This window comes from Flavobacterium sp., assembly GCF_043722275.1.
In the GTDB taxonomy this organism is placed as follows: domain Bacteria; phylum Bacteroidota; class Bacteroidia; order Flavobacteriales; family Flavobacteriaceae; genus Flavobacterium.
In genome coordinates this window covers 107,365-134,215 of sequence record NZ_JAYSPC010000013.1, presented here as the reverse complement: position 1 = coordinate 134,215, position 26,851 = coordinate 107,365, and the positions used below count along the sequence as shown (strand labels likewise).

Below are 26,851 nucleotides of genomic sequence, written 5' to 3'. Positions count from 1 at the left end.
TACAGAGATACCTACGTTAATTGCAGGACGAACTCCAGAGTTGAACAAATCTCCATCAAGGAAAATCTGACCATCTGTAATCGAAATTACGTTTGTTGGGATATATGCAGATACGTCACCAGCCTGAGTTTCAATAATTGGCAATGCAGTTAATGAACCTCCACCTTTTACGATAGACTTGATTGAATCTGGTAAATCGTTCATGTTTTTAGCAATTCCATCATCTGCAATTACTTTACAAGCACGCTCTAATAAACGAGAGTGTAAGTAGAAAACGTCTCCAGGATATGCCTCACGTCCCGGTGGTCTTCTTAATAAAAGAGAAACCTCACGGTAAGCAACAGCTTGTTTAGATAAATCATCATACACAATAAGTGCAGGACGACCTGAATCTCTAAAGTATTCTCCAATTGCAGCACCTGCGAAAGGAGCATAAACTTGCATTGGAGCCGGATCAGAAGCATTAGCTGCAACAATAACTGTATAAGCCATTGCACCTTTTTCTTCTAACATTTTAGCAATTCCTGCTACAGTTGAAGCTTTTTGCCCAATTGCAACATATATACAAAATACAGGTTTCCCTGCATCGTAAAATTCTTTTTGATTTAAGATTGTATCGATACAAACAGTTGATTTACCTGTTTGACGGTCACCAATTACAAGCTCACGTTGTCCACGACCAACCGGGATCATAGCATCTACTGCCTTAATACCTGTTTGTAATGGCTCAGTTACTGGCTGACGGAAGATAACACCAGGTGCTTTTCTTTCTAACGGCATTTCGTATAAGTCTCCACCAATTGGTCCTTTTCCATCAATTGGAAAACCAAGAGTGTTAACAACACGTCCTACCATTTGCTCACCTACTTTAAGAGATGCAATACGTTGTGTTCTTTTTGCTGTTGAACCTTCTTTGATTCCTGTTGATGGTCCTAAAAGTACCACACCAACATTGTCTTCTTCAAGATTCAATACAATAGCTTCAAGTCCGTTGTCAAATTCAACTAACTCACCGTATTGTACATTCGATAGCCCGTAAATACGAGCAATACCATCTCCAACCTGAAGTACTGTTCCTACTTCTTCTAGCGTAGCACCAGATTCAAAACCTTCTACTTGCTTTCTTAATATTGCTGAAATTTCAGCAGGTTTGATTTCCGCCATCTTAATTTATAATTTAGACACTTTTATGTGTAATAAAACTAATTACTTAACTCTCTTTTTAATACCTGCAGTCTGTTTGCAACAGATGCATTGTATTGTTGATCACCTATTCTTAAAATAAATCCTCCAATGATTGATGGATCTACGATATTTTCTATTGTTATTTTCTTATCTGATAATGTAGCAACTTTAGCTAAAACTTTAGCTTCCAGATCTGCATCCATAGCAATTGCTGTTGTAACTTTTGCTACTTCAACTCCATTACTTTCATCAAATAATTTTTTGTATTCCAGAGCAATTGCTTCCAGAATTTCGAATCTTTTGTTTTCAAATAATAAATGAAACAAACCTTTAGTTACTCCATTTACATTTGCAAAAACTTCTAAAAGAGCCCTTTCCTTAACTTCAACTTTTGTAGTTGGGTTTTGAATAAAGGTACTCAATTCTGCATTGGTGTCAATTACTGTAGCAATCGACTTCATATCGTCATTCACAGCTTCAGCAACTCCTTTAGAGTTTGCTAAGTCCAGAATTGCTTTTGCATAACGAATTGCTGCTCTTGTACTTGCCATAATCTTAGTTTAACTTTACGTCACCTAACATTTTCTCAACTAATTTAGTTTGAGATTCTTTGTTAGATAATTCATCTTTCAACAATTTTTCAGCAATGCTTAATGATAAAGTTGAAACTTGTAATTTCAATTCAGCCATAGCAGCATTTTTTTCACTTTCGATAGCTGCTTTCGCCTGCTCGATCATTTTTTGACCTTGCACTTGTGCTTCGTTTTTAGAATCAGCAATCATTTTCTCTCTCATTTCACGAGCTTCTTTAAGCATCGCGTCACGTTCTGCACGAGCTTCATTCAAAATTCTTTGATTGTCAGCTTGCAAATTTTCCATTTCTCGCTTTGCATTTTCAGCAGAAAGTAATGCATTTTTAATACCTTCTTCTCTTGCTGTGATAGATTCCATAATTGGTTTCCATGCAAATTTCACTAAAAGTAAAATCAAAACCAACAAGATTAAAGCTTGCCAAAAGAATAAACCGAATGAAAAATCGTTAATTAACTTATCCATTTTATAACTATATTAAAATATTTAATTTCTTTTTTTAAAAGTAACAACACCTTTAACCAACCGTTAAAGATGTTGTTATTTTTTTCTTTATTATTTTCCTAAGATCAAAGCAGCAAATGCTAAACCTTCTAATAAAGCCGCGATAATAATCATCGCAGTTTGAATTTTACCTGCAGCTTCTGGCTGACGAGCAATAGCGTCCATAGCAGATCCACCGATTTTACCTAAACCTAAACCTGCTCCGATTACTACTAATCCAGCACCTACTAAAGTTGGAATTGTTCCCATAACTATTTATATATATAAAATTAAACTTCTAAATTAGATAATTACATTTTCATCAGCGTGGTGATGATCATGCTCCTGAACAGCCATACCAATAAACAATGATGATAACATTGTGAAAATGAACGCCTGTAAAAATGCAACTAAAACTTCGATAACCGAAATAAATAATGTTAATCCCATAGAGATTGGCAAATCTGCAGCTAAATTTTTACCTACAAAGATCATTGCGATTAAACTCATAATTACTACGTGACCTGCAGTAATATTTGCATACAAACGAATTAATAATGCAAATGGTTTTGTTAATGTTCCTAAGATTTCAATTGGTGCTAAAATAATTTTCATTAGTACTGGAACTCCCGGCATCCAGAAAATGTGTCCCCAATATTCTTTGTTTGCACTAAATTGAGTAATGATGAAAGTAAATGCAGCCAAACAAACTGTGATTGCAATATTTCCTGTAACGTTAATTCCTAGTGGTGTCATACCTAATAAGTTTAACAACCAAATAAAGAAAAATACCGTTAACAAGTAACCCATATATTTTCTGTATTTTTTTTCACCAATATTAGGAATAGCGATTTCGTCTCTGATGAAAATAATAAGCGGTTCTAATACTCTTCCAAATCCTGTTGGGATTGGTCCTTTTTTATATGATTTTGCTAATCCGGTAAACATTAAAAATAATAGTACCGAAACAAAAAGCATTGATACAACATTTTTTGTAATAGAGAAATCTAATGGCTTAACATTCTCAGGATGTCCGTGCTCATTAAAAGTAATGGTTCCGGCAGCATCTGTTTTGTAAATTTTACCATGAACTAATTTGTAGAAGTTTCCATCAACTGCTGCAACTTCTTCACCGTGGTGTAATTTTGCAGACGAGAAAATTTTCAAACCTCCGTCAATAAGAATAACCGGTAATGGAAAACCATAATGTTTGTTTTCCTTTTCATCTGAAAAGAAAACAAAATCATGAGAATCTTGTAAGTGATGATCAATAAAAGCATCCACTTTTGCTTTTGGATCAAGAGCTTCATGCTCTGCTTCCAAAGGTGCGTTATGCGAAATTACTTTCTCTTCATGAGCGGTCTCGATCTGTACGTGCGTTGAGTCATTCTCTGAATTTGCAAAACTCATTACTGGAGAACAAGCTACTAAAGCTGCAAGAATAAATTTGAGCGGTTTGTTGGAAATCACCATATCTGTTAAAAATCTTATTTTTTTTACGTTTCTAAAATTTGGTGCAAAGGTACATTTTTTATTAATATTCAAAAGGATATGAAAAATTATTTTTGAACCTTGTTTTACAGAATTGCTATTTTAATGCTTTTCATTTAATAATCGGACAGTTAAAAGCGTCTCAAATAACAAAAATAAAATAAATGTTACAAAAAAATTGATTTTTTCAACCATGACCTCTGCGTTATGGTTTTCTAAAATCGGTCTCAAAATTAAATATCCTATTAACATTTGAGTAAAAGTTCCAAATAAAAAAGCCATCCCGACAATCTCAAAATTCTTCTTTTTTACTATTAATAATATAAGGTATAGTAAAGCGGAAATTCCCAAAAAAATCAAATACAAAAATTCTATGCTATAATAAAAGTTTTGAGTATTTACCCCGAAAACTAAAAATGCCGCTTTGTGCAAAATAAAAGCAGCCAAAGCAAATAAGAATAAATGTAAGATGGATTTGTAATTTTTTAAAAGCATTGAAATATTTTTCTGCAAAGATGCAACATTTATTTAAAGTGCTTTAAAACATAAATTACTTTGTTTTATTGATTTCGTTAACCTGACGGATAACGTTATATAGGGCAAGGCCAACGCCTAACATTACAAAAATAGTATTATAATATATTTTTGGGCTTGGATGATTTTCATCTAACCATGTTCCAAAATACGAAAACACAAAAATAATGATTCCCATTTGAACAGGAATATTAATAAGCGGCAACCATTTATTCCTTCTGTTTTTGTTCGGCTCCTTTTCCATCTTTTAAAGTTACATCTTTATTATTTGTCAGCATTGTACATGTCGCTGTGAAATCAGCTCCTGGTTCGATAGAAAGTTTCCCTACCGCAACTTCGCCGTGAATTTTTGCCGATGCTTTTATATTAAGGATTTCTAAAACTTTTATTTTTCCCTGAAACAAACCTTCAATATCTGCATTATTGCAAATAATTTCACCTTTTACAACGCCTGATGCTCCTATAACTAATTTTCCCTGCGAAGTGAAGTTTCCTATCAATTCACCATCTAATCTAAAATCAGCTTTAGAAACAATATCACCTATAATAGATGTTCCTTCAACGATTCTGTTTGTTTTTCCTAAAAGTTCTGTTCCGTTTTTTTTGACTTTATCAAACATGCTTATTATGGGTTTTTAGGAGCTAAATAAGCTTCAAGATTTTTTTTAATTTGTACTACTTTATAATTTTCATTCGAAATAATAATTGACGGATGTGTGATTATATATTTTTTATCTTCTCTTAAAATTCCTGCAACATCTCTGGCATATGCCTCTGATTTTATACCATGAATAACTATAAAACTTTCTGTTTTATTATACTTGTCGAAAGAAGTTGTTAGTCTTTCAAAATTTTCAACTAAGAAAAATACTCTGATTGCTTCTTCAATTTTTTTAAGCGTTTTAGTATCATTATTAGGAATCAAATATAAAATTTTCCAACTTTTAGTATCAACTGATGTAAAGTCAAGTTTTTCTAAACCCGGAATTTGTTTCTCTAAAATTTCTCGCGCATTTTTTCCTTCATCACTATTCGGATAATCATCAGCAACTGTTTCTAAACCTTTTTTATAAGCTGCCAGACCGTATACTTTTCCTGAAGTATTCGCTTTTAGCAATTCATATTTAGAAACAATTTCATCGCCGGCGTATTGATTGATCAAATTATCAATATTATCCAGCACAGTATCAAACTGTTCTTCCTGAAATAATTTATACCATTTTTGATATTCTTTATCAGGCGAAGCTAAATCCTCTGCATTTGTATTATTTAAAATTTGGGCATATCTGGAATTTGGATATTTTGTCGTGATATCGAACTTAACAGATTCGGCTTTGGCAGGATTTGTAATTTGATATATTTTATACAAATTATACATCGTTGGCAAAATCAATTTCTCTTCAGGATTATTTCGTAAAAGTTGTTCTAATTTTGCACTGGCTAAATTATATTCCTTAAATTTCTCCTTATAAATAAGTCCTAATTGATAATACGCAAAATTGCGTTCTACCCCGATACTATCAATTGCCAACTGTGTTTTTGGAAGTTGCTTTTCGTAAAAATCAGTTGTATATTTTTCAACAACAACCGAGTCTTTTAACGCATTTGCCAAATCCTGATCGTTGTTTATTGTATCATTCATTGCTGCATTATTAGCAGATTTTATTGAGGCTAATCTCCAGTTTCCGCCCACAGTTCTATTACCCCACATTTTCTTGAATTGCAATTTTCCGTAAGCAACCGTTGTTGGATTATAAAAATAAAAAGTACTTGTGCTCGCCGTTTCATTTCCTGATGGAGGATTAAAAGCTCCTACGCCAGAATCACTTTTCCCAACCGAATTTGGGTTTATAGCTGTTGGTCCGTTATTACCATTTGTGTTACGATCAATAATCGCTAATCTTTCCTTTTCTTTTTCTTCTAAAATTCGTTTTGCTTCGTCTTTCTTTTTAAGCTCAGCAATATAACTTTCAAAGTATAATTTTCTATCGGGCGCAGGTAAACCGTAAACCTTAATTATACTGTCGTTACGTTTTGCAATTCCTTCGTATTTAATTACGTTATCTAAATTTTTTCTGTTTTTTTGAATAAAAGCAAACTCTCTCGTTTTAGGATCTAATTTTACTAATGTACTGTCGTAATATTTTGCAGCCATTGTATAATCTGTATCTTTAAAATACATGTCTCCAATATTTCGATAAGCCGAAGCAACTAAATACGGATCTTTAGATTTTCTGCCTAATGATTTATTATAAAACATCAGCGCACTATCCTGTACCTTATAGTTATCGTAGAAAACACCCATTTCATAAAAAAGAACATCATAATAAGGTCGGTTTTCTCGATCTGCAACCAACTTATTATACATTTTAAGAAACAATTTTTTATCACCATTTTCATAGTCAAACATTTGTGCTTTTTTAGCATAAGCATGCATCATGTATTTTCTATCTGCTTTTCGATTCATATCAATTACTCCGTCATAAAAATAACTGGCGCTATCTTTTTTTCCGGCTTCCTGATACATCTGACCTAAAATAAAACGATATCTTGCTTTGTCTTCATTTATTCTGCTAAATTGTTCTGCAATTCTAAGTCTTGAAACAGCACTGTCTTTTTCTTCTAAATTTAAAAATGCTTCTGCTAATAATGCATTTGCATCAGAAAAAGTCTGTTTGTTTAAATCTGTCTTTTTTAATAAAAGCTTGATGTTTTTTAAAGCAATAGCATCATTTCCTAAACGCATATTTGTTTTTTCGCGCCAGATTTTTGCTGTATAAATATTACTGCTGTTTGGATATTTATATAAAATATAATTGAATGCTTCAAGGGCCGGAATAAAGCGCTGATCATAATATCTGGCTTTTCCCAACATTAAATAAGCTTCGTCAATTTGAGAATTTCGTTCTCTTCCGCCAATATTCATGGAGTGTTTTTGAATGGCTTTTGTAGCTTTAGTTTCTGCCTTTTCAAAATCCGGGTTTTTTGCTTTGTCAACCTCCGAAAAACTTTCATCGATTTGCATTTTTTCTATTGGAAGCATTTTCCAGAAATTATCCTGATTATTCGCCTGAATAGATTTTAATCCTTTATCAAGGCCAATTCCTCCATTGTACAAAATGTTATATTTTGTACTTAGAGCATGTGAATTTCTGGCCAAAAATGTGTTTTTCTTGGTAGAACACGCTATCAAAAGAAACAAAAAGACAAGAAAAAGACTATATTTAAGTGTATTGTTTTTCAATAGAAAGAGTTTAAATCAATTAACTTCTAAAATAGATTTTTAGTATAATGACGGGTAAAAATACGCTTCTTTTTGAAATTATAAGGGTTTAAACTGCAAAAAACAATTCCAGTTCTTGTAAGGTTTCTTCTGAAGTTTGAATATCTTTCACAACTTCGCCTTTATTAAGTGCTACAATTCTATCGCAAACCTCTACCGTATGTTGCAAATCATGACTGGAAACAAGGACTGTAACATTTGGATTTTCGGCAAGATCCTTTATTATTTTTTTTAATCTGCTCACGGTTGTCGGATCTAAATTTGCAAACGGCTCATCTAAAATAATAACTTCCGGATTACCAATAAGTGTGGCAATAATACCCACTTTCTTCTGATTTCCTTTTGATAAATCTCTTAAATACTTTTTGTTGTTCAGGATTTCTCCATTAAAAAACTCTTCATGTTGTGCTAAAAGTGAATCGATATCGGCTTTGTTCTGATGGCGTAAATCTCCAATAAAATAAAAGTATTCCTCAGGAGTTAAATACCCAATCAAAAAACTTTCATCGAGAAAAGATCCCGTAAAAGATTTCCATTTTTCACTGGTATTTACCTGAATATTATTGCTAATAATATTTCCTGTCGATGGCTGAATCAAATCTAATAATAAACTGAAAAAAGTAGTTTTTCCCGCTCCGTTATTGCCCACTAGTCCAAAACTCTGACCTCTTGGAATTTCAAGATTATTAATATTTAAAACTGTAGTTTCGTTATATATTTTTGAAAGTTTATTTACTTGTATCATTGTAATTGGTTTAATTGTTGATTTGTTTTAATTGTTAATTCGTTTGTTTTCAATTCGATAAAAATTATCTCATGATCAAATTGGCAAATTCTCTAATTTAATTCTTTTGTTTATAAGCACTTATCGTACTGTATTTTTCGATTTTATATCTTTTTTCGATTAAGGAAAAAACCTTGTCTCTTAAGATAAAACCTAAAACTCCTGCTCCGGCAACTAATGCTAAACCAATTGTTTTATTTCCTAAATAAAGACCAATTGCATAGAGTCCTAATGGCAATAATATCTTTGGTAATGTCAATAACATTGCACTTACATTAAAGGCTTTTTTATCTCCAAAAGCTCCTCCGGCCGAACTTAAATCGATTGGCGTTTTTGTAAATGCTCCGCCTAAAAGTACTAAATGCGAATTGACTCCAATGTTATAAATTGCTCCAACAACGATAGTTAGATAAATTTCCCATCCGTAAAAAAGATAAAACGAAGCAATGATTGTCGAAATAAAAGTGGCAATAACAATTAGCCACCATTTTGATGTGATATAACCGCGATACGGAATATTTTGTGTCATCATTAATTGATAATACGAACTATCCCAACTTGGAACAAACTGACCAAAAACAAATAAAAATCCTCCCGAAACAAATATTCCGGCAAAAATATGCATCACTTCCGGTTGATGTGTGTTTCCGAAAAAGATGAATCCGTAAAACAAAAAGAAAATACTCATTACAATAGTCGTTTTTGACCTTTTGTTTCTTTTTATTAATTTGATATCATTTTTAAGAAAAGTTCCTAATGTCCCAAATTGGTTGAGCCAGGAAAGGTTTTCGGTTGTAGCAATATCTTCTTTTTTAGAAAGTCCGGCATCTAAAAACAGATTGTTTTTGAAATAATTAAAAGTAAAAATATACAATCCCGCCAACACCAGAATTGGAATTAAAAACAATCCTTTTGTTTCATAAAAGCCTTGAAAAACTGGCGTTGTAAAAGCCGTAATGTCAAATACTTTATAATATTGTGCTGTTGCCAAAGCAAGAATTATTGCAATAAAAACAAAAAATAATTTGTCAATATTACTTAGTATAATATTCAGGAAATTGTTGATGTATATTAGGGAGAAAGCTGCTAAAAGCCAAAAAGTAATTCCTATAATATCGTAACCTTCCAGAGCTAACACAATCGAAAACGGAATAAAGAAAAGTGCGTGAACCCAGTTAAAAAAAGACAAAGCTGTTTTGCCCAATGAAAAATGAACAATTGTTGGTTTTTTGAAAGGTAAAATTAATAATGGTTTGATATTCAATACCGGAATTGCCTGCATTAACAAGCGAATCACAAGATCTAGCAGAAAATAATAAATCAGGAATTTATTGATAGTTGATAATGGTTCGAGATTCATTTTTCTAAGTACATAAAATGCTCCAACGCCCAATCCGATAAAAATTAACGAAAAATAGACCATCAAAAAGCCTATTAAAATTTTCATTGCCACATTTGCACCAAATGATGCAGATCTGGTAAAGGCTTTCCATTCTAGATAAATAAACTTTTTAATCATGGTTATTTGGTTTTCAGTTTTGTAGTAAGAGCTCAAATGTAAGTAAACGTTACAAAAAAAGTTAAAAATAATAATTTCGTACCTGACATTTAATCTCCGTTTGCTACTTTTGCATAAAATATACAACCATGCCTTCATTCTTAAAACTTATAATTAAAGAGGTAAAACGCGAAACAACCGACGCCGTTTCTATACTTTTTAATGTTCCCGAAGAACTTAAACCAGACTATAAATTTATAGCCGGACAATACATAAATTTAAAATTAACTCTTGATAATCAAGAAATTCGTCGTGCTTATTCTATTTGTTCCGCACCGGAAAGCGGCGAATTGCGAATTGCAGTAAAAGCCGTGAAAAATGGTTTATTCTCTCAATTTGCAAATACCAGACTTAAAGCAGGCGATGTTCTTGAAGTAGGTCATCCGGAAGGAAAATTTACTTTTGAGCCTGATGCAGAAAGACAAAAAAATTACGCAGCTTTTGTTGCCGGAAGCGGAATTACGCCAGTTCTTTCGATCATAAAATCGGTTTTGAAAAGTGAACCAAAAAGTTCATTTGTATTAGTTTACGGAAACAGAACTCCTGAAGAAACTATTTTTCACCAGGAATTACATGATTTGCAATTGCAATATGTAGGTCGTTTTTTCGTGCATTATGTTTTTAGTCAGGCTAAAGCCGAAAATGCATTGTTTGGAAGAATCGAAAAATCGGCGGTGAATTTTGTTTTGAATAACAAACATAAAGAACTACAATTTGATAAGTTTTTCTTGTGCGGACCGGAAGAAATGATCAATATTGTTTCCGGAATTTTGAAAGAGAAAAACGTAAAAGAATCAGCTATTAAGTTTGAACTTTTTACGTCTTCATCTCAGGAACACGAAATCAAAACTTCGTTAGAAGGACATACAAAAATCACCGTTTTAGTTGATGATGATGAAGTTACATTCGAAATGTCTCAGAAACAAACCATACTAGATGCCGCTTTAAAACAAGGAATCGACGCTCCATATTCTTGCCAGGGCGGAATTTGCAGCAGCTGTCTTGCTCGTGTAACTTCTGGAACTGCCGAAATGACTAAAAACTCCATTTTGACGGATAAAGAAATTGCTTCAGGATTGATTTTAACTTGTCAGGCACATCCAACATCTGAGTCTGTTTATATAGATTATGACGATGTTTAGTTTTTAAAATTCCAATGATGGGATAAATTCCAATAAAAAAATTCCAAATTCCAACTTTACAATTGGAGTTTGGAATTTTTTTGTTTAATTACGCTATTCTAATCTTTGTCAAAGTTTAAAAACTTTGACAAAGATGAAACTCCAATTTACATCTTCAGAAAAATTGGAATTTGGGATTTAAAAATTGTAATTTAATTGAATATGAAATCTGTACGAGAAATTTTTAAAAGTAAAGAATATCTTTTAGATGAACCTGAAGTTGAGAAACTTATAGAATATTGTGAAGAACTACAAGATGAAATTGTGGAGTTTAAATTTCAGAAAAACGACAATAAAGAACTCGCGATGTTGGATATGCTGAAAGAAGTTATAAAAGGATGCAGTGCCATAGAAAAAGAACAAATGGAGTGTGAACGATTTGGTTATGAAGCACCAAATTATGAAGCTATGATTTCGAATCTTAAAAATTATATTTATAGTAGATGTCGCGACGAGAAAATATGGCTTTGATTTCAATAAAAAATTCCAAATCCAACTTTAAAATTGGAGTTTGGAATTTTTTTGTGCACTATTTTCTTTGCCAAAGTTTATAAAATTAACAAAAATTAATTCAGCTTAATAAAATGTCTTATAAATAATACATAAAAATGTATATAAAAATTTACAGATTTTTTAAAAAACAAGCCAAAAATTTACTATATTAGTATAATTAAAATTATATAAGCTTTAAATAAAGTTTGTATATCTAATTGTCAACAAGTTTAAACATTAAATATTATGGCAATGCATCACTACCTTCGTCTGTCTTTTATATTACTTTTTGTAATAACATCTTTTATTTCTATCTATTTTATAATTAAAAAAAGAAGGAACAAAAAAGCACCTAAATTACTTTCAAAAGAAAAATATAGCTTATCAACTTTTGATGAAATGGCAGAAATATCAATTTCTAATGATAGCTTTTTTAACATTTGGCCTTATGTAAGTGAATTAAAAGCAGCCAAAATTTTATCGAATAAAGTTAAAGAATCTGAATTAATACATAAAGTTTACAGAAATTCGACCAAAGATTTTGAACACGTTTTACTAGCTACTGAAAAAGAAAATCATTTCGTTGAAGTCGTAATTGATAGAAACAAAAAGAAAGCAATGGGCTATTTTTTTCTTAATTTATGAGAAATAATTAAATATAATCCGTTGGGTGCAATTAAGTTAAAAATACAAACTGTATAAATTAGAACGCGGATAAAACAGATTTGCTTTGCAAAAACGCAGATTTTCGCAGATTTTTATATAGAATTTAAAAAAGATCCGTGTAAATCCGTGTCTTCGTGATAACGAATCCGTCAAATCCGCGTCGAAATATATGTTTTTTTAATTACACCCAACGGGTTAAATATATTTTTCAATAATCTGTTTCGGATCAACACTAAAAGTTATGGAGTAACATGAAACATTTTTGTATTATAAATAATTTTTAACGCAAAGCGCGCTAAGATTTAATTTTACTTTACGCATAGAAAACACAAAGTTCACAAAGGTTGGATCGACACAAAGCTTTGCGAACTTTGTGTTTTTTAAACATATTATTAGATAAAATCTTAGAGCACTTTGCGTTAAAATCATACCTAATTTATAGCTCCACAAGTTTTTGCATTGATCTTTTTTTCGCAAACTATGGGATACTTCGAAATTATTTATTGATTAGTTTTTCAAACCTTGACATCATTTCATCTTTCTCTTTCAACATACGCTCGTATAAAGCTATTTTCTCTTCATGAAGTTGATCAATTTTGTCGATCGGATTATTATTATGACTGAATACTGGAAACTACTTTTTCTGGCGAGATACTTCTCATCGCATCTTCATAACCTTCAACAATTCTATTTCCATAAACGGATGTTGGTAATTTTGGATATTGATTTCTGTCTGAAACTAAAGCGTTTTCCATAGTTTGATTAAAAGGCAAAAATCCTGCATAAGGATGCGTTGCGCCCCAAAGTGTAATAACCTTTACGCCTAACATTGCTGCGATATGTGCGTTTCCGGAATCCATAGAAAGCATAACATCAAGATTGCTAATCAATTGTAATTCTTGCTGAAATTTAATTTTTCCAGCCATATTTATTACGTTTTCAAATGGTTTTGAAAGTGAATCCAGAATTTCGATTTCTTTGTTTCCTCCACCAAAAAGCAATATTTTATATGATTTATTCTCCGCTAATTTTGCAATAACTTCTGTCATTAAATCTATCGGATAAACCTTAGAATCGTATTGTGCAAAAGGCGCAATTCCGATTAATTTTTGATTTTGATTGCCAATAATTTCTGAAATATCTGAACTCAATTTTGCCTTTTCAGGAAATGTTGGATTAGATAAATCTAAAGGAAAACCAAGCTCTTCAAACACTTTTGCGTGTCTTGAAAACATGGTTGGTAATTGTTTGAAAATTTTATTTTCGGCGCGGGTTAACTCTTTTTTTCCTTCTCTTCCTTTGTCAACTGTGGCTCTTTTTTTTCCGCTTAAAGCGAAAAGTAAACTCACGATTTTAGATCTTAAAACATTATGAAGATCCGCGAAAGCATCAATTTTAAGTTTTTTCACGTCTTGAAATAATCTCAAAAGTCCTGAAAAGCCTTTGTGACGTTCTTTTTCATCAAAAGCAAAAAAGTCAAGATTTGGGATTCCGTCAAAAAATGGTTTAAAAAACGGACGTGAAATCACGGTGATTTTTACCTCTGGATATTGTTTTACAAAAGCGCGTAAAACAGGAACCGTCATGGCGACATCTCCCATTGCGGAAAGTCTCATGACGGCTATATTTTTAATTTTATTGGACAATTTTTTGACTTTTAAAAATTAAATTTTAGTCTTTATCAGGTTCTTTGCTTTTAGCCCAGATTGAAATGGAAATCCCGGAGCAAAAAAAATAAAGTTTCCTGTTTAAAAAAAGCGACCAACGGAAGCTCTTTTTTGAACAATAGAAACTCTATTTTTTTGTGAGGAATTGAAATGGAAAGCTGGAAATAGCTCCAGAAATTATTTCTTATTTTGATATAAAACAGGGTTTAATTCATCGTCATTGTACATTTTCATTTGTTTGTACACTTTCATGAATTTATCTCCGTTTTCGATGTCACCTAATAAATCATCAATCGCTGTTGATAAGTCGCTTCTTTGTTCTAAAAGAATATTTAATTTATCCTTACATTTATTTCTGTGTTCTTGTGAAGCCTCAGCACGATTAGCTTCTTCGTTCATGTGATAAATTTTAAGAGCTAAAATTGACAATCTGTCAAAAGCCCAGGCTGGACTTTCAGAATTGATTTTTGCTCCGTCTTTTACTTTTACATCGCTGTATTTTTGCAAAAAGTAACTATCGATATATTCCACCATATCAGTACGTTCCTGATTTGATGCATCGATTCGTCTTTTTAAAGTTAAAGCGGCTACAGGATCAATTTGCGGATCACGAATAATATCTTCAAAATGCCATTGAACAGTGTCAATCCAGTTTTTTAAATATAATAAGTGCTCGAATTTATCTTTAGGATAAGGATTACTTATAGGTTGATCAACATTATCATATTGATGATAATCTTTGATGCTTTGTTCGAAAACAGAATATGCTAATTTTGAAAACATGTCTTTATTTGTTAGAGACACAAAGATACTTTTTATACTTTTATAGTCCGAAAAAAACATTTAATTTTTCGTTTACCATTAATAACCAATCGATTATACTAAAAATTCATTATGAAAATCCATTATATATCTGAGAATAATAGCGTGTTAAATCACTTTTTAGGTCAAATTCGAAATGTAAATGTTCAGAACGACAGTATGCGTTTTCGACGAAATATAGAGCGAATTGGCGAAATTATGGCGTATGAACTCAGCAAGGATTTGTCGTATAAAAATGTCGAAATTCAGACTCCGCTTGGCATTAAAAAAACAACCGAAATTGAAAGTGATTTGGTTTTATGTTCAATTTTAAGAGCCGGATTACCGCTTCATAATGGTTTTTTAAATTACTTCGATCATGCCGAAAACAGTTTTGTTTCGGCTTGCAGATATCACCCAAATAATGATGCTGATTTTGAAATTAGGGTTGAATATCAAGCTGTTTCTGATATAAATAACAAAACGGTTTTATTGCTTGACCCAATGTTGGCAACAGGTCAGTCTATTGTTGCTGTTCATGAAAAATTAGTTCAAAATGCAACTCCAAAAGAGATTCATATTGTTGTGGTTATTGCTGCGCCTGAAGGAATTGCTTTTCTTGAAAAAAGCCTGCCTGAAAACTGTCATTTATGGGTTGCTTCTCTGGACGAAAAACTTAATGAGAAAAACTACATTGTGCCCGGACTTGGAGATGCGGGCGATCTTGCTTACGGAAGTAAATTATAGTTGAGAGAAATACGTAAATAAACTACACAAAATCAATATATAAAAAACAATTTCGTTATTGAGTTTTTGCTGCATATATTCTACATGACTTGCAGCCATAATAGTCAAAGGAGCAATGCTGAATAACAATAAATCATTGCTTTTATCTGGCGAAACTATATAAACAATGACCGCAATAAAAAAGCAGGCAACGACTTTTTTGTATGAAGAATGTACGATTTGTGGTCTGTTTGACAACGTTGTTAACATTGAAAATATAAAAAATAAAGCTACTGCAACGTATATTGAAAGTGCTCCGTTCTCGTAATTATTCTTGAAATAGGTAATGTCAAAATCGATTACGGCACGTTTCTGGAAAAATTCGATGATATCAATATGAAAGATTAAAGAGATAAATAAAAAAATTATTGATACTGCCATAAGTGCTATAAAAGGCAAAATCCAGTTACGATAATCTCTTGAAACGTGAAAAATAATCGATATAAAAACCAATATTAAGAAAAGTATACTCCAAAATTGAAATAAAGAAGCTATTAAAATCCAAAAAGAAGCATCGAATATTTTTTCTTTTGAAGCTTTTAAGGATTGCAGCGAAATTAATCTTCGAAGCGCCAACAGCACAAAAAAGTTGGCATAGACAACATTTGCATTCGTAAATATGGTGGGGAAAAACAATATAAACAATAAGTAGAAAAATATCGCGTAGCCGTTGTCTTTGCTGAGCCCGTTCTTTTTAACGATAAAATTAATCAGGAAAAAAGACGCCAAAATAAAGCAAAGCAAACTTACTTTTTGGAACGCCAAAAAATAAGAACTCACCCATGATGGATCTTTAATTTGAAAAACAAAAAAGAAAACCAGTATTAAAATTACAACCAATGAATAATTTAATGGCGTAGATTTTTTAAAAACACTTGTTATCATAAGGATATTTTATACTTTTGTGATTGTAAATATAATACTTGTTTAAAAAGGAAAACCCAACAAGTTGAAAAAAGATTCTATTATCTCAATTTTGACTTCAATGCGTTACAAAAAAATAAATAACATATAATTTTATAAATTATGACAGCTTTTTTCGAAGGAATACAATACTTATTCGTTAACATTTTATTTGCTCCACTTGACTTTTTACGTCACTTAGAACGTATTACATGGTTTGGTGCTAATACAATTAACTGGATTTTTATGATCATTTGTGCATGCGCAATCATTTATTGGATTAAACAATTACGCATTTTTGATGCAGCAGGAACAGAAAAACAAGATACTACAGCTCACTCTTTTTTAAAGTAAGTCGAAGCCAATATCTTTTCTAAAATACATCTTATCAAAATTTAGTTTATCTATATTTTGGTAAGATTTTTTTATAGCCTGTTGAAAATCGTCTCCGTATGATGTTACCGTCAATACGCGTCCTCCATTACTAACGACATTATCGCCATCTAATTTTGTTCCCGCGTGAAAAACTATAGAATCTGTAATATTTTCTAAACCTGTAATTACTTTTCCTTTTTCAAAATCTTCAGGATATCCGCCGGAAACCACCATAATTGTAGTTGCACTTCTTGGATCAACTTCTAATTCAAAAGTATCCAATTTTTGATCTGCCACTGCTTGAAATAATTCAACCAAATCAGATTTTAATCTTGGCACCACAACTTCAGTTTCAGGATCTCCCATTCTTACGTTGTATTCAATAACAATTGGTTCGTTTTTTACATTGATTAAACCAATAAATACAAAACCTTTATATTCGATTCCGTCTTTCTGGAAACCTTCAATTGTTGGTTTTACGATACGAGTTTCAATTTTTTCCATCAAAACAGCATCTACGTAAGGAACTGGAGAAACTGCTCCCATTCCGCCTGTATTTAATCCTGTATCTCCTTCTCCTATTCGTTTGTAATCTTTTGCTGTTGGAAGAATTTTATAGCTTTTTCCGTCTGTTAAAACAAAACAGCTTAGTTCGATTCCATCAAGAAACTCTTCGATAACCACTTTTGAACTTGCTGCTCCAAATTTTTCATGAACCAGCATGTTTCTTAATTCGGTTTTAGCTTCTTCAAGATCCTGAATAATCAAAACTCCTTTTCCCGCTGCTAATCCATCAGCTTTTAAAACGTATGGAGGTTGTAATGTTTCAAGAAAATCGCATCCTTTTTCTACAGTTTCGGCAGTAAAACTGTCATAAGCAGCTGTTGGAATGTTGTGTTTTATCAAAAATTCCTTAGCAAACTCTTTACTTCCTTCAAGTTGAGCTCCTAATTTTGATGGTCCGATAACCGGAATATGTTGTAAACTCTCGTCATTTTTAAAAAAATCATAAATCCCTTTAACCAAAGGATCTTCTGGTCCTACGACCACCATTTTTACATTTTCCTGAATTACGAATGTTTTTATGGCATCAAAATCTGTTGGAGACATTGCAACGTTTGTAGCAATTGCAGCTGTTCCCGCATTTCCTGGTGCAACAAAAAGTTTTTCGCAAAGCGGACTCTGAATCATTTTCCACGCAAATGCATGTTCTCTTCCGCCTGATCCCAATAGTAAAATTGTCATGTGTAGTTGTATTTTAGTTGTGGTGCAAAAATAATTGCTTTTGTACGTAAAAAATAATTAAATCTTAAAAAGTTCGTGATTCTTCTCTGTTAGTAATGGGATAATATTATTTTTGATGAAAATTTAGTCTCAAATGATTTCTATTTTTGATCTTTCCCTAAAATTAAATGGTTTTCCGATAAAGAAAGCTAAAGCCGAATTAGATACAATTGTGAATTTATCTGAAGACGATTATGCTGTTTTTCTTCAGAATAAAAAAGAAGAAATTGTCGATTTTCATCTAAAGAATAATTCATTTTATCAGCAATTAGTCCGGAATAAAACTGATCTGAAATGGGAAGATTTACCAATTCTAAACAAGCAAAATCTACAAAAACCGCTTGAAGAAAGGCTTTCAAAAGGTTATTCCAGAAAAAATGTTTACCTCAACAAAACGTCCGGATCAAGCGGAACGCCTTTTGTTTTTGCTAAAGATAAATATTGTCATTCTTTAACCTGGACTTCGATTTTTATGCGTTTTGGCTGGTATAAAATCGATTTTAATCATTCGCTTCAAGCTCGTTTTTATGGAATTCCGATGGATTTTATTGGATATCGAAAAGAACGTTTTAAAGATTTTTTGACACATCGATTTCGGTTTCCGGTTTTTGATTTATCTGACGCGGTTCTGGAGAAATTTCTGCAGAAATTCAAAACGAAAAAATTCGATTATATCAATGGGTATACAAGTTCTATCGTTTTATTTGCCAAATATTTAGAACATAAAAATATTGTTTTAAATGAAGTTTGTCCCACATTAAAAGCGTGTTTTGTTACTTCGGAAATGCTTTTTGAATCGGATAAAAAACTGTTGGAAAAGCAATTCGGGATCGCAGTTATTAATGAATATGGAGCTTCAGAACTTGATTTGATTGCTTTTGAAAGCCCAAATGGAGATTGGCAAATAAATGCTGAAACCCTTTTTGTTGAAATTTTAGATGAAAATAATAAAATTCTCCCATACGGGGAAGAAGGTCGAATCGTGATTACTTCTCTATTTAATAAAGCGCATCCGTTTATACGATATGATATTGGCGATATCGGGATTTTAGACGAAAAAAGTACAGCTCAAAAACCGATTCTAAAAAAATTAATTGGAAGAACAAATGACGTTGCGATCTTACCAAGTGGAAAAAAATCGCCAGGTTTGACCTTTTATTATGTTACCAAAAGCATTGTTGAAGATGATGGAAATGTAAAAGAATTTATCATCAAACAAACGCAATTAGATACTTTTGAAATTGAATATGTGAGTGAAAAAGAATTAGATAAAGTTCAAATTCAAAAAATTGACGAAGCAATCGCATTATATCTTGAACCCAATTTAAACTTTACTTTTACTAAAAAATCAGTTTTAGAAAGAAGTAAGAGCGGTAAATTAAAACAATTTACATCTTACATATAATATAAATAAAATCTTACATTTGTGTTTTTTATTTAAAAACCTATGGACGATCAATCATTACTTTCTGAAGAAACAATTTCAAACAAAATATATTTTATCCGTAATCAAAAAGTGATGCTGGATAGTGATTTGGCTTTACTTTATGAAGTTGAAACTAAAAGATTAAATGAACAAGTCAAAAGAAATTTATCTAGATTTCCAGAAGATTTTATGTTTCAACTTACTGAAATTGAGCATAATTCTCTAAGGTCGCAAATTGCGACCTTAGAGAAAGGGAGAGGTAAATATCAAAAATACCTTCCATTTGCTTTTACTGAACATGGAGTTCTAATGTTATCAAGTGTTTTAAAAAGCGATAAAGCAATTCAAACCAATATTCAAATCATGCGTATTTTCATGAAAGTGAGGCAAATGCTTTTGGATACTACAGAAATTAAAGTTGATATCTTACAGATTCAGAAGAAATTGGAAAATCACGATAAAAATATTGAATTGGTTTTCTCTTATTTAGATGAACTAACTGAGAAAAAAGAGGACGAAAGTGAAAGAGTGAAAATTGGTTATAAAAAATAATTCTCTCCTTTTCAAGGTCACAAATTGTGACCTTGAAAACTTGAAGTCGCAAATTGTAACTTCAAGATTTAAGAAAGTAATTTTCAACTTACTGAAAATGAACAACATTCTTTAAGGTCACAAATTGTGACCTCTAATTTTGAAGATCGTTTTAACCATATTCTCTAAAAATTGCTTCTAAATTTTGAAGAAAACATTTCAATTTCTCTACATTCCAATTTAAACTTTACTTTTGCCAAAAGAAAGTTTTTAGAAAGAATCCAATTAACTTATGAAAATCACTATAATCGCTGGTGCAAGACCCAATTTTATAAAAATTGCACCTATTATTAATGCCATTAAAAGCAAACAAAATGAAGGTTTTGATGTTTCATTTCGATTGGTTCATACAGGTCAGCATTATGATAAAAATCTAAGCGATACTTTTTTTGAAGAATTAAATATCCCAAAACCAAATGTCAATTTAGAAGTGAAAAGTGGTTCTCAAGCAGAACAAACCGCTGCTATTATGATTGCTTTTGAAAAAGAACTAATTCAAAATCCTTGTGATTTGGTTTTAGTTGTTGGGGATGTAAATTCAACTATGGCGTGTTCGATTGTAGCTAAAAAATGCAATACTAAAGTAGCGCATGTCGAAGCCGGAATTCGTTCCGGAGATTTGACAATGCCGGAAGAAATCAACAGAATGTTGACAGATAGTATTACTGATTACTTTTTTACAACCTCAACTTCGGCTTCAGAAAATTTACTGAAATTGGGTTCAGATCCTGAAAATGTGCATTTTGTGGGAAATGTTATGATTGATACTTTATATCAGAACATCAACAGAATCTCGGCTCCGGATTTTTGGCAAGAACATCAATTACAAGAAAAAAATTATATTATTCTAACCTTACATCGTCCTGGAAATGTTGACGAAGTTTCTTCGTTAATTGAGCTTCTACACGGAATTGATGTTCTGGTGAATGACAAAAAAATACTTTTCCCTATTCATCCACGTACTCAGGCAATTTTAGGTGAAAGTGAAATTAAATTTAAAAATATCATTTTTGTTGCGCCGCAAGGCTACTTAAATTTCATGTATTTAATCAAAAATAGTTTTGCTGTTATTACCGATAGCGGAGGAATTTCTGAAGAAACAACCGTAATGGGAATTCCGTGTTTTACAATGCGAAATAATACTGAAAGACCTGAAACAGAAACTATTGGATCTAATACTATTGTGGGAACATCATTAAAGAATTTAAAAAATGTCTTTGGACTGTTCTTGAAAAATGGTGCAAGAAAAAGCGGTATTCCTGAATTATGGGACGGAAAAGCATCTGAAAGAATTATTTCAATTTTATTGGATAAAAAATAATGAGTGACATTTTAATTATATCAAATTATTATCCTCCGGAAAAAGGTGCCGCCGCAAATAGAATCGAACAATTGGCTTTGAAATTAAATCAAAACGGATATCAAGTTTCGGTTATTTCGCCATTGCCAAATTATCCAAAAGGCGAATTGTTTCCGGAATATAAAGGTCGTTTTTCGGTTACCGAAAAAATTCAGAATATTACGCTAAAACGTCTTTGGATTTATCCAAGTAATAGTTCGAATATTTTTAAACGAATCGTTTCAACACTTTCATTCTCAACTACTTTATTTTTCTATTTACTTTTTGCTAAAACGCCTAAAAAAGTAATTGTGCAATCACCGCCTTTATTGCTTTCTTTTGTCTCGGTTTTTACACTTTGGCTTAAAAGAAAAACAATAATTTTGAATGTTTCAGATCTTTGGCCAACGGCAGCAATTGAACTTCAGGTATTAAAGAAAAACAGCTTTTCGCATAAAATGTTGCTTTTTATTGAACGTTTTATTTATAAAAAAGCAACTCACATTTTTGGTCAGTCAAATGAAATAATTACACATATTCATTCAATGTTTCCTGAAAAAAAATGCTTTTTATATCGTAATTATCCGGATCATTTTGTGGAAGATTTCCTTGTAGAAAAAGACAATCTTAACGAACCTATTAAATTGTTTTATGCCGGATTATTGGGCGTAGCGCAAGGTGTTTTTGAACTTATTCAGCAATTAGATTTAGAAAATAGCAACATAGAACTGCATATTTTTGGAGATGGTGCCGAGAAAACTCAGATTGTAAATTATCTGAATCAAAATCCGAAGAAAAAAATCTTTTTTCACGGAATGTTAGAACGAAATGTTTTGCATGAAACTTTAAAGGGTTTTGATATTGCTCTTGTTCCGCTTAAAACCAGGATTTACGGTTCTGTTCCTTCTAAAATATTTGAATATAGTGCTTTAGGATTTCCGTCTCTTTATTTTGGAGGAGGCGAAGGCGAAGATATTGTGGAAGAAAATAATTTGGGATGGGTTGTTCCTGTCGAAGATTTTCAGCAATTAAATGCGACTTTAACAGAAATTTCAGCATTAGGAAAAGATGAAATTCAAAAGATGAAAAAAAATATTTTTCTTCATGCAAAAAGTCATTTTAATCTTGATCGACAAATGAAGGAACTGATTGAAAATAATGCTTTTTAAGCAACTTGATATAAATGAAAACGGGCAAATATCTATTGAATATTTGCCCGTTTTTTTATTTTATATAACTCGAAAAATCTTTATGCTCTTCTTTTGAAAGTTCTTCTTTTGATAGTGACCTAAAATAATCATAAGTAATTTTCATTCCTTCGGCGCGATCTACTTTTGCTTCCCAACCTAATAATTCTTTTGCTTTTGTGGTGTCTGGCTGACGCTGTAACGGATCATTTATTGGTAATGGATGATAGACTACTTTTTGATTGGTTCCGGTTAATTTAATAATTTCTTCTGCAAAATCTTTAATGGTGATTTCGTCCGGATTTCCAATGTTTACAGGAAAAACATAATCTGAATGTAATAATCTAAAAATACCTTCGACCTGATCGTCAACATAACAGAAAGAACGGGTTTGCATTCCGTCTCCAAAAATGGTTAAGTCTTCTCCGCGAAGTGCTTGTCCTATAAATGCCGGAATTACACGTCCGTCGTTCAGGCGCATTCTTGGTCCGTATGTATTAAAAATACGCACAATTCTGGTTTCTACGCCGTGAAATGTGTGATATGCCATTGTAATCGATTCCTGAAAACGTTTTGCTTCGTCATAAACGCCACGCGGACCAATTGTATTTACGTTTCCGTAATATTCTTCGGTTTGTGGGTGAACCAATGGATCTCCGTAAACTTCAGAAGTTGATGCAATCAAAATTCTTGCTTTTTTTACTCTGGCTAATCCTAACAAATTATGTGTTCCTAAAGATCCAACTTTCAAAGTTTGAATTGGAATTTTCAAATAATCTATCGGACTTGCCGGTGATGCAAAATGTAAAATATAATCTAAGTCACCGGGAACGTGAACAAATTTGGTGATATCGTGATGATAAAATTCGAAATGTTCTAACTTGAATAAATGCTCTATATTTTTAAGATCTCCCGTAATCAGATTATCCATTCCAATAACATAATAGCCCTCCTTAATGAATCGGTCACATAAATGTGATCCTAAAAATCCTGCAGCTCCGGTAATAAGTATTCTTTTCATAGTATTTATTTATACATCGCAAATGTAACTGATTTAGAAAATTATAGAAACTATTCTAAAAAAACTGTCTGAAATTAATTTCTCATTCTTTAAATATCATCTGTCAAACATTTTGTGAGTAACAAAAAAACAGTCATAAAAAGAGAAAGAATAATATTTTTATTTAATTCGTTTTTTTAGGTAAATGTTATGAGATTCATGTGTAGAGATTATTCTATTGAGAAATAAAGTATCATCTAATATTTCTATAGAGAAAAAACCAAGATCATTACTAATAATTAGTTTAGAACAATCCTCCGCTAGTTTATATGAAGTTGGTTTGTTATTTATTGTCACAATTCCATTTTCAGTAAAAACCCATATATCAAGATTGTTTTTTGGAGTTATTCTATATGGTAATCGTGTATAATATGTTTCCCATTTTCCATAAATTTGTTTGCATAAATCGGTCGTTTCTGTTTGTGCAGAAAGATTAAAAGTGATAAATAGAAAAAATAAACGCGTAGATTTTAAAATAATTCTATTATACGATTTACTCCAATTATTTATCATTTACTTTTAATTCAAGGAGATGATCTCTCTTATTATTTTTAATAATATAAAGTGTTAACTTCTTTTTTTCTAGCATAGCATTAATTATTGACATGATTGTTTTTATATTCTTTTTACAAACTTATTTTACGTTGAAAATTTGTTCCAAAATTTTAATAGTAATCAAATAAGTTGGTTTTACACCTGTCGTTCCTAATCCGCCTGAAGCTAATGTACTTCCGGTTTCTAATGGATTATCTGATGCATAATACGCGTAACGAACTTTGATATCGTGAGGAACACTTTTTCTGATTTTTGATGCTGACTGAATCGCTTTTTGATAATAAGAACCTTCCATTTCCAGACCAATTACTCCCCAGGTTGATTCGTGAAAGAATTTCAATAAATCTCTGTTTTGTAATGAAGTTCCTAAAACAGTAACCATTGCACCTTCAAAAACTGCAATATCATTTCCTTCGAACATTTTGCCTGTTAATTCATTTTCGAAGAAATAATTATCGGCAGTTCCTTCGTTTATATGTGCCGTAGGAATCATAATGTCACCTTTTCCGCCTTCCAGAATTCCGGCTTTACCCATTATTGAAACCGATTTTACATTTAGTAAAGTTTCTTTTTTATATGGTTTTAAAAGTTCGTCAATTGTTTCATAAGCCTGCTCACCAAAAGCGTAATCCATTACAATAATAACAGGTTTAGTTTCGTCAAGCGCAGCTTTTGGAAATGCTGTTTTTGCCCAGTCAATTTTGGCTGTGTCAAAAATCTGAACATCGATATTTGTTCCTGAACTATCAAGTACGGAAATCATACCATTTTTTAAAGCCAATTCTTCAACATGACTTCGTGTTTCTTTAGCGCCTGATTTGCTTAATTCTTCATAAATATAAAAATCAGATTTGTCCTTGAATTTCGTTTTCAACAATGGCGTTGCAAAAATAGAATTCATCACACTGTGCATATTTGCACTTATCACGTGAATTGGACGCTTTAAAAGATCATTCGCCTTTAAAACTTCCTTGATATTTGTTGCCCAGATTTCACCGTGAATATGGTGTCCTAAACGCTCTCTTAAAACAGGACTGAAAGTTATCGTGCGTTTATTATTTTCTATTACTTCTTCAATCGCTAATTTTCCTAACCAATAAATAACATGCAGGAAACGGTCCGGATTATTTTCTGATCCAAAAGCATCATAGATGTCTAAAACTTCTTCAAATGTACGTGCCAAAATATTAGCAACATGCGAAATTGCTTTTTCTTTATCAATTTGAGAAAGCTTTTTTGTTTGTAAAACAGCTTGTTCTAATTTCATCCAATCACGTGAAACTTCACCGCCATCGTCTAATAAAACTCTGTTTTTAATTTTATGGGATTCTATGAAAATAAAAGTCAAATGCGTCAAAATATCATAAATATCTGATCGACCGCGCGTGATTTCAACATTCATTTGTTCTTCATCGATTCTATAACAATTTCTTCTTCTTTTTGGAGGAACAATTGCCTGAAAATGCGATTTAGAATATCCTTCGTCTGATGTTAAATTAATAAATCGACATTGCTCAATTCCTATTGGTAAACGCTCGATAACGTATAAAAGTCCGTTAAGTTCTACTTTTTCCTCGCCTATATTTCCGTAAATTTCCGGACGTAATGCTAATAATGATTCGCGTAAACTATCGCCCGAAACTCCCATTGGTTTATAAAAACCACGGTTGAATAAGTGACGCATTGTAATGTACATTTTTTCGATTGCCGCAGATGATTCCTGCGCTCTTGATCTTGATATATTTTTGGTTTCTTTCATGCTTGTTTATTTAAAAATCTTCTTGTTTCAGAAGATGTAATGTGTATTTTTTATTAAACGAAATTAGGAATTATAAATGGCAATTTAACTGAAATCTCTTGAAGTTCTAATTTAATAACATTTATTTTAAACCCAAATTTACAATTTGAATTATCTCGCATTCCGCAACTTTATGACGTCCTTCTACGAAATAACCTTTAAGTCCAATTTTAATTCGTTCTTTATGTAGCTTTTGTAATGTTCCATTTAGAATCCACATTTTTGCTTTTCCAGAAGTTGGAACCAATATTGATTTATCGAGAATTACATTCTCATCTCCATCTAGAAATTCTGGCCAAATCATCCATAACTGTTTTAGATTTTCATCACCAGAATATAGAAAATCAGAACGATAACCTTGAGTAGGATTTGTCCTTTCGACCGCCTTCTTCTGATGAAAAAAATCGATATTGAACTATAAAATCACATTCTCGATTTCTGATATTTTCATATGGTATATGATTATTCAATTGCTTTATACTTCATTTCTACTTATAATCCTCAAAATTAACTTCTATCTTTTGGAAATTCTCATCTTGCAGTAAAATTGAATTTATTTTATTAATGCATTCCGGATTATTTTCGGACATTATAAATGCTAGATCCCAGATGTCTTTTGAAAGGGAAAAAGAACCAATATCTGAAGTAACATCAAGTAAATAATCATTATTCAACCAAAGATCATTTATTTTATCAACTACTGGATTTATGTCCGAAATAGAATTGAAAAAATCTGTGAAAAAATCTTCATTTTCAGCACCATAAAATATTTCAATTAGTAAATCCTGAGATTTATATCCGGGTCTTAAATGATATTTATACTTCATAAAA

General features: G+C 31.7%; 29 protein-coding genes and 1 pseudogene. 9 read left to right on the top strand and 21 right to left on the bottom strand.

Going from position 1 to position 26,851, the window contains the following annotated elements:
• The 11 genes from atpA to ACHZDT_RS02195 form a co-directional block, all read right to left on the bottom strand.
• Positions 1 to 1,164, bottom strand: a 1,164-nt coding sequence (atpA, locus tag ACHZDT_RS02245) for a F0F1 ATP synthase subunit alpha (RefSeq protein WP_394773036.1), incomplete at its 3' end; no start/stop codon positions are given.
• A 38-nt stretch (positions 1,165 to 1,202) separates the two neighbouring features.
• Positions 1,203 to 1,736, bottom strand: a complete 534-nt coding sequence (gene atpH, locus ACHZDT_RS02240; RefSeq protein ID WP_394773035.1) for an ATP synthase F1 subunit delta — start codon at positions 1,734 to 1,736, stop codon at positions 1,203 to 1,205.
• A 4-nt stretch (positions 1,737 to 1,740) separates the two neighbouring features.
• Positions 1,741 to 2,241, bottom strand: coding sequence for a F0F1 ATP synthase subunit B (locus ACHZDT_RS02235; RefSeq protein ID WP_394773034.1), 501 nt, complete (start codon positions 2,239 to 2,241; stop codon positions 1,741 to 1,743).
• A 90-nt stretch (positions 2,242 to 2,331) separates the two neighbouring features.
• The gene (gene atpE, locus ACHZDT_RS02230; protein ID WP_008465835.1) at positions 2,332 to 2,529 is read right to left on the bottom strand and encodes an ATP synthase F0 subunit C; all 198 of its coding nucleotides are present in this window, start codon (positions 2,527 to 2,529) and stop codon (positions 2,332 to 2,334) included.
• A gap of 33 nt (positions 2,530 to 2,562) precedes the next feature.
• Positions 2,563 to 3,732 (bottom strand): F0F1 ATP synthase subunit A, encoded by a 1,170-nt coding sequence (atpB, locus tag ACHZDT_RS02225; protein ID WP_394773033.1) that lies wholly within the window; start codon positions 3,730 to 3,732, stop codon positions 2,563 to 2,565.
• A gap of 120 nt (positions 3,733 to 3,852) precedes the next feature.
• On the bottom strand, positions 3,853 to 4,263 hold the full coding sequence (locus tag ACHZDT_RS02220; RefSeq protein WP_394773032.1) for a hypothetical protein: 411 nt from the start codon (positions 4,261 to 4,263) through the stop codon (positions 3,853 to 3,855).
• A 37-nt stretch (positions 4,264 to 4,300) separates the two neighbouring features.
• Positions 4,301 to 4,528: an AtpZ/AtpI family protein gene (locus ACHZDT_RS02215; RefSeq protein ID WP_394773031.1), complete on the bottom strand. Its 228-nt coding sequence runs from the start codon at positions 4,526 to 4,528 to the stop codon at positions 4,301 to 4,303.
• Positions 4,494 to 4,904: a polymer-forming cytoskeletal protein gene (locus tag ACHZDT_RS02210; protein WP_394773030.1), complete on the bottom strand. Its 411-nt coding sequence runs from the start codon at positions 4,902 to 4,904 to the stop codon at positions 4,494 to 4,496. The genes ACHZDT_RS02215 and ACHZDT_RS02210 overlap by 35 nt, the downstream gene beginning before the upstream one ends.
• A 5-nt stretch (positions 4,905 to 4,909) precedes the next feature.
• Positions 4,910 to 7,528 (bottom strand): tetratricopeptide repeat protein, encoded by a 2,619-nt coding sequence (locus ACHZDT_RS02205; protein ID WP_394773029.1) that lies wholly within the window; start codon positions 7,526 to 7,528, stop codon positions 4,910 to 4,912.
• A gap of 88 nt (positions 7,529 to 7,616) precedes the next feature.
• Entirely contained in the window at positions 7,617 to 8,312 is a 696-nt protein-coding gene (locus ACHZDT_RS02200; protein WP_394773028.1) for an ABC transporter ATP-binding protein, read from the bottom strand.
• Positions 8,313 to 8,409: 97 nt separating this feature from the next.
• Positions 8,410 to 9,870, bottom strand: a complete 1,461-nt coding sequence (locus ACHZDT_RS02195) for a DUF5687 family protein (protein ID WP_394773027.1) — start codon at positions 9,868 to 9,870, stop codon at positions 8,410 to 8,412.
• 128 nt (positions 9,871 to 9,998) lie between these two features.
• Here ACHZDT_RS02195 and ACHZDT_RS02190 point away from each other — a divergent pair, with 128 nt between their 5' ends.
• The 3 genes from ACHZDT_RS02190 to ACHZDT_RS02180 all read left to right on the top strand — a co-directional run bounded on the left by ACHZDT_RS02190 (position 9,999) and on the right by ACHZDT_RS02180 (position 12,227).
• Positions 9,999 to 11,051 carry a 2Fe-2S iron-sulfur cluster-binding protein gene (locus ACHZDT_RS02190; protein WP_394773026.1) on the top strand — a complete coding sequence of 351 codons (1,053 nt, stop codon included), beginning with the start codon at positions 9,999 to 10,001 and terminating at the stop codon, positions 11,049 to 11,051.
• A gap of 201 nt (positions 11,052 to 11,252) precedes the next feature.
• Complete coding sequence (locus ACHZDT_RS02185; protein WP_394773025.1) at positions 11,253 to 11,561, top strand: hypothetical protein; 309 nt, start codon at positions 11,253 to 11,255, stop codon at positions 11,559 to 11,561.
• A 267-nt stretch (positions 11,562 to 11,828) separates the two neighbouring features.
• A complete protein-coding gene (locus tag ACHZDT_RS02180; RefSeq protein ID WP_394773024.1) occupies positions 11,829 to 12,227 on the top strand; it encodes a hypothetical protein in 399 nt (132 codons plus the stop codon).
• Between the two features lie 517 nt (positions 12,228 to 12,744).
• On the opposite strand, the pseudogene ACHZDT_RS02175 reads toward ACHZDT_RS02180, so the two are convergent.
• From ACHZDT_RS02175 to ACHZDT_RS02165, 3 genes and pseudogenes are all read right to left on the bottom strand, one after another.
• Positions 12,745 to 12,867 (bottom strand): annotated as a pseudogene (locus ACHZDT_RS02175) (XRE family transcriptional regulator); the annotation flags it as partial.
• Complete coding sequence (locus ACHZDT_RS02170; RefSeq protein WP_394773023.1) at positions 12,863 to 13,864, bottom strand: glycosyltransferase family 9 protein; 1,002 nt, start codon at positions 13,862 to 13,864, stop codon at positions 12,863 to 12,865. The gene ACHZDT_RS02170 and the pseudogene ACHZDT_RS02175, both read right to left, overlap by 5 nt.
• A 228-nt stretch (positions 13,865 to 14,092) precedes the next feature.
• A complete protein-coding gene (locus ACHZDT_RS02165) occupies positions 14,093 to 14,698 on the bottom strand; it encodes a DUF4254 domain-containing protein (protein WP_394773022.1) in 606 nt (201 codons plus the stop codon).
• A gap of 111 nt (positions 14,699 to 14,809) precedes the next feature.
• On the opposite strand from ACHZDT_RS02165, the gene upp reads away from it, so the two are divergent.
• Entirely contained in the window at positions 14,810 to 15,463 is a 654-nt protein-coding gene (gene upp, locus ACHZDT_RS02160) for a uracil phosphoribosyltransferase (protein WP_394773021.1), read from the top strand.
• On the opposite strand, the gene ACHZDT_RS02155 is transcribed toward upp, so the two are convergent.
• Entirely contained in the window at positions 15,458 to 16,387 is a 930-nt protein-coding gene (locus ACHZDT_RS02155; protein ID WP_394773020.1) for a DUF6427 family protein, read from the bottom strand. The genes upp and ACHZDT_RS02155 overlap by 6 nt on opposite strands.
• A gap of 141 nt (positions 16,388 to 16,528) precedes the next feature.
• On the opposite strand from ACHZDT_RS02155, the gene ACHZDT_RS02150 reads away from it, so the two are divergent.
• On the top strand, positions 16,529 to 16,759 hold the full coding sequence (locus ACHZDT_RS02150; protein WP_394773019.1) for a uracil phosphoribosyltransferase: 231 nt from the start codon (positions 16,529 to 16,531) through the stop codon (positions 16,757 to 16,759).
• Here ACHZDT_RS02150 and purD read toward each other — a convergent pair.
• Positions 16,751 to 18,025 (bottom strand): phosphoribosylamine--glycine ligase, encoded by a 1,275-nt coding sequence (purD, locus tag ACHZDT_RS02145; protein WP_394773018.1) that lies wholly within the window; start codon positions 18,023 to 18,025, stop codon positions 16,751 to 16,753. The genes ACHZDT_RS02150 and purD overlap by 9 nt on opposite strands.
• 133 nt (positions 18,026 to 18,158) lie before the next feature.
• On the opposite strand from purD, the gene ACHZDT_RS02140 reads away from it, so the two are divergent.
• The 4 genes from ACHZDT_RS02140 to ACHZDT_RS02125 all read left to right on the top strand — a co-directional run bounded on the left by ACHZDT_RS02140 (position 18,159) and on the right by ACHZDT_RS02125 (position 22,589).
• Positions 18,159 to 19,469 carry a phenylacetate--CoA ligase family protein gene (locus tag ACHZDT_RS02140; RefSeq protein ID WP_394773017.1) on the top strand — a complete coding sequence of 437 codons (1,311 nt, stop codon included), beginning with the start codon at positions 18,159 to 18,161 and terminating at the stop codon, positions 19,467 to 19,469.
• Positions 19,470 to 19,511: 42 nt separating this feature from the next.
• Positions 19,512 to 20,042 carry an ORF6N domain-containing protein gene (locus tag ACHZDT_RS02135; protein ID WP_394773016.1) on the top strand — a complete coding sequence of 177 codons (531 nt, stop codon included), beginning with the start codon at positions 19,512 to 19,514 and terminating at the stop codon, positions 20,040 to 20,042.
• Between the two features lie 271 nt (positions 20,043 to 20,313).
• Positions 20,314 to 21,402, top strand: coding sequence for a non-hydrolyzing UDP-N-acetylglucosamine 2-epimerase (wecB, locus tag ACHZDT_RS02130; protein ID WP_394773015.1), 1,089 nt, complete (start codon positions 20,314 to 20,316; stop codon positions 21,400 to 21,402).
• Positions 21,402 to 22,589 (top strand): glycosyltransferase family 4 protein, encoded by a 1,188-nt coding sequence (locus ACHZDT_RS02125; protein ID WP_394773014.1) that lies wholly within the window; start codon positions 21,402 to 21,404, stop codon positions 22,587 to 22,589. Before wecB ends, ACHZDT_RS02125 begins: the two co-directional genes overlap by 1 nt.
• 55 nt (positions 22,590 to 22,644) lie before the next feature.
• Here ACHZDT_RS02125 and ACHZDT_RS02120 read toward each other — a convergent pair whose 3' ends face one another.
• The 5 genes from ACHZDT_RS02120 to ACHZDT_RS02100 all read right to left on the bottom strand — a co-directional run bounded on the left by ACHZDT_RS02120 (position 22,645) and on the right by ACHZDT_RS02100 (position 26,847).
• Positions 22,645 to 23,628, bottom strand: a complete 984-nt coding sequence (locus ACHZDT_RS02120) for a UDP-glucuronic acid decarboxylase family protein (protein ID WP_213296158.1) — start codon at positions 23,626 to 23,628, stop codon at positions 22,645 to 22,647.
• A 159-nt stretch (positions 23,629 to 23,787) separates the two neighbouring features.
• Complete coding sequence (locus tag ACHZDT_RS02115) at positions 23,788 to 24,180, bottom strand: hypothetical protein (RefSeq protein ID WP_394773013.1); 393 nt, start codon at positions 24,178 to 24,180, stop codon at positions 23,788 to 23,790.
• Positions 24,181 to 24,301: 121 nt separating this feature from the next.
• Positions 24,302 to 25,981: a DUF6909 family protein gene (locus ACHZDT_RS02110; RefSeq protein WP_394773012.1), complete on the bottom strand. Its 1,680-nt coding sequence runs from the start codon at positions 25,979 to 25,981 to the stop codon at positions 24,302 to 24,304.
• A 121-nt stretch (positions 25,982 to 26,102) separates the two neighbouring features.
• On the bottom strand, positions 26,103 to 26,324 hold the full coding sequence (locus ACHZDT_RS02105; RefSeq protein WP_394773011.1) for a hypothetical protein: 222 nt from the start codon (positions 26,322 to 26,324) through the stop codon (positions 26,103 to 26,105).
• A 184-nt stretch (positions 26,325 to 26,508) separates the two neighbouring features.
• Complete coding sequence (locus tag ACHZDT_RS02100) at positions 26,509 to 26,847, bottom strand: hypothetical protein (RefSeq protein WP_394773010.1); 339 nt, start codon at positions 26,845 to 26,847, stop codon at positions 26,509 to 26,511.
• Positions 26,848 to 26,851: the final 4 nt, after the last annotated feature.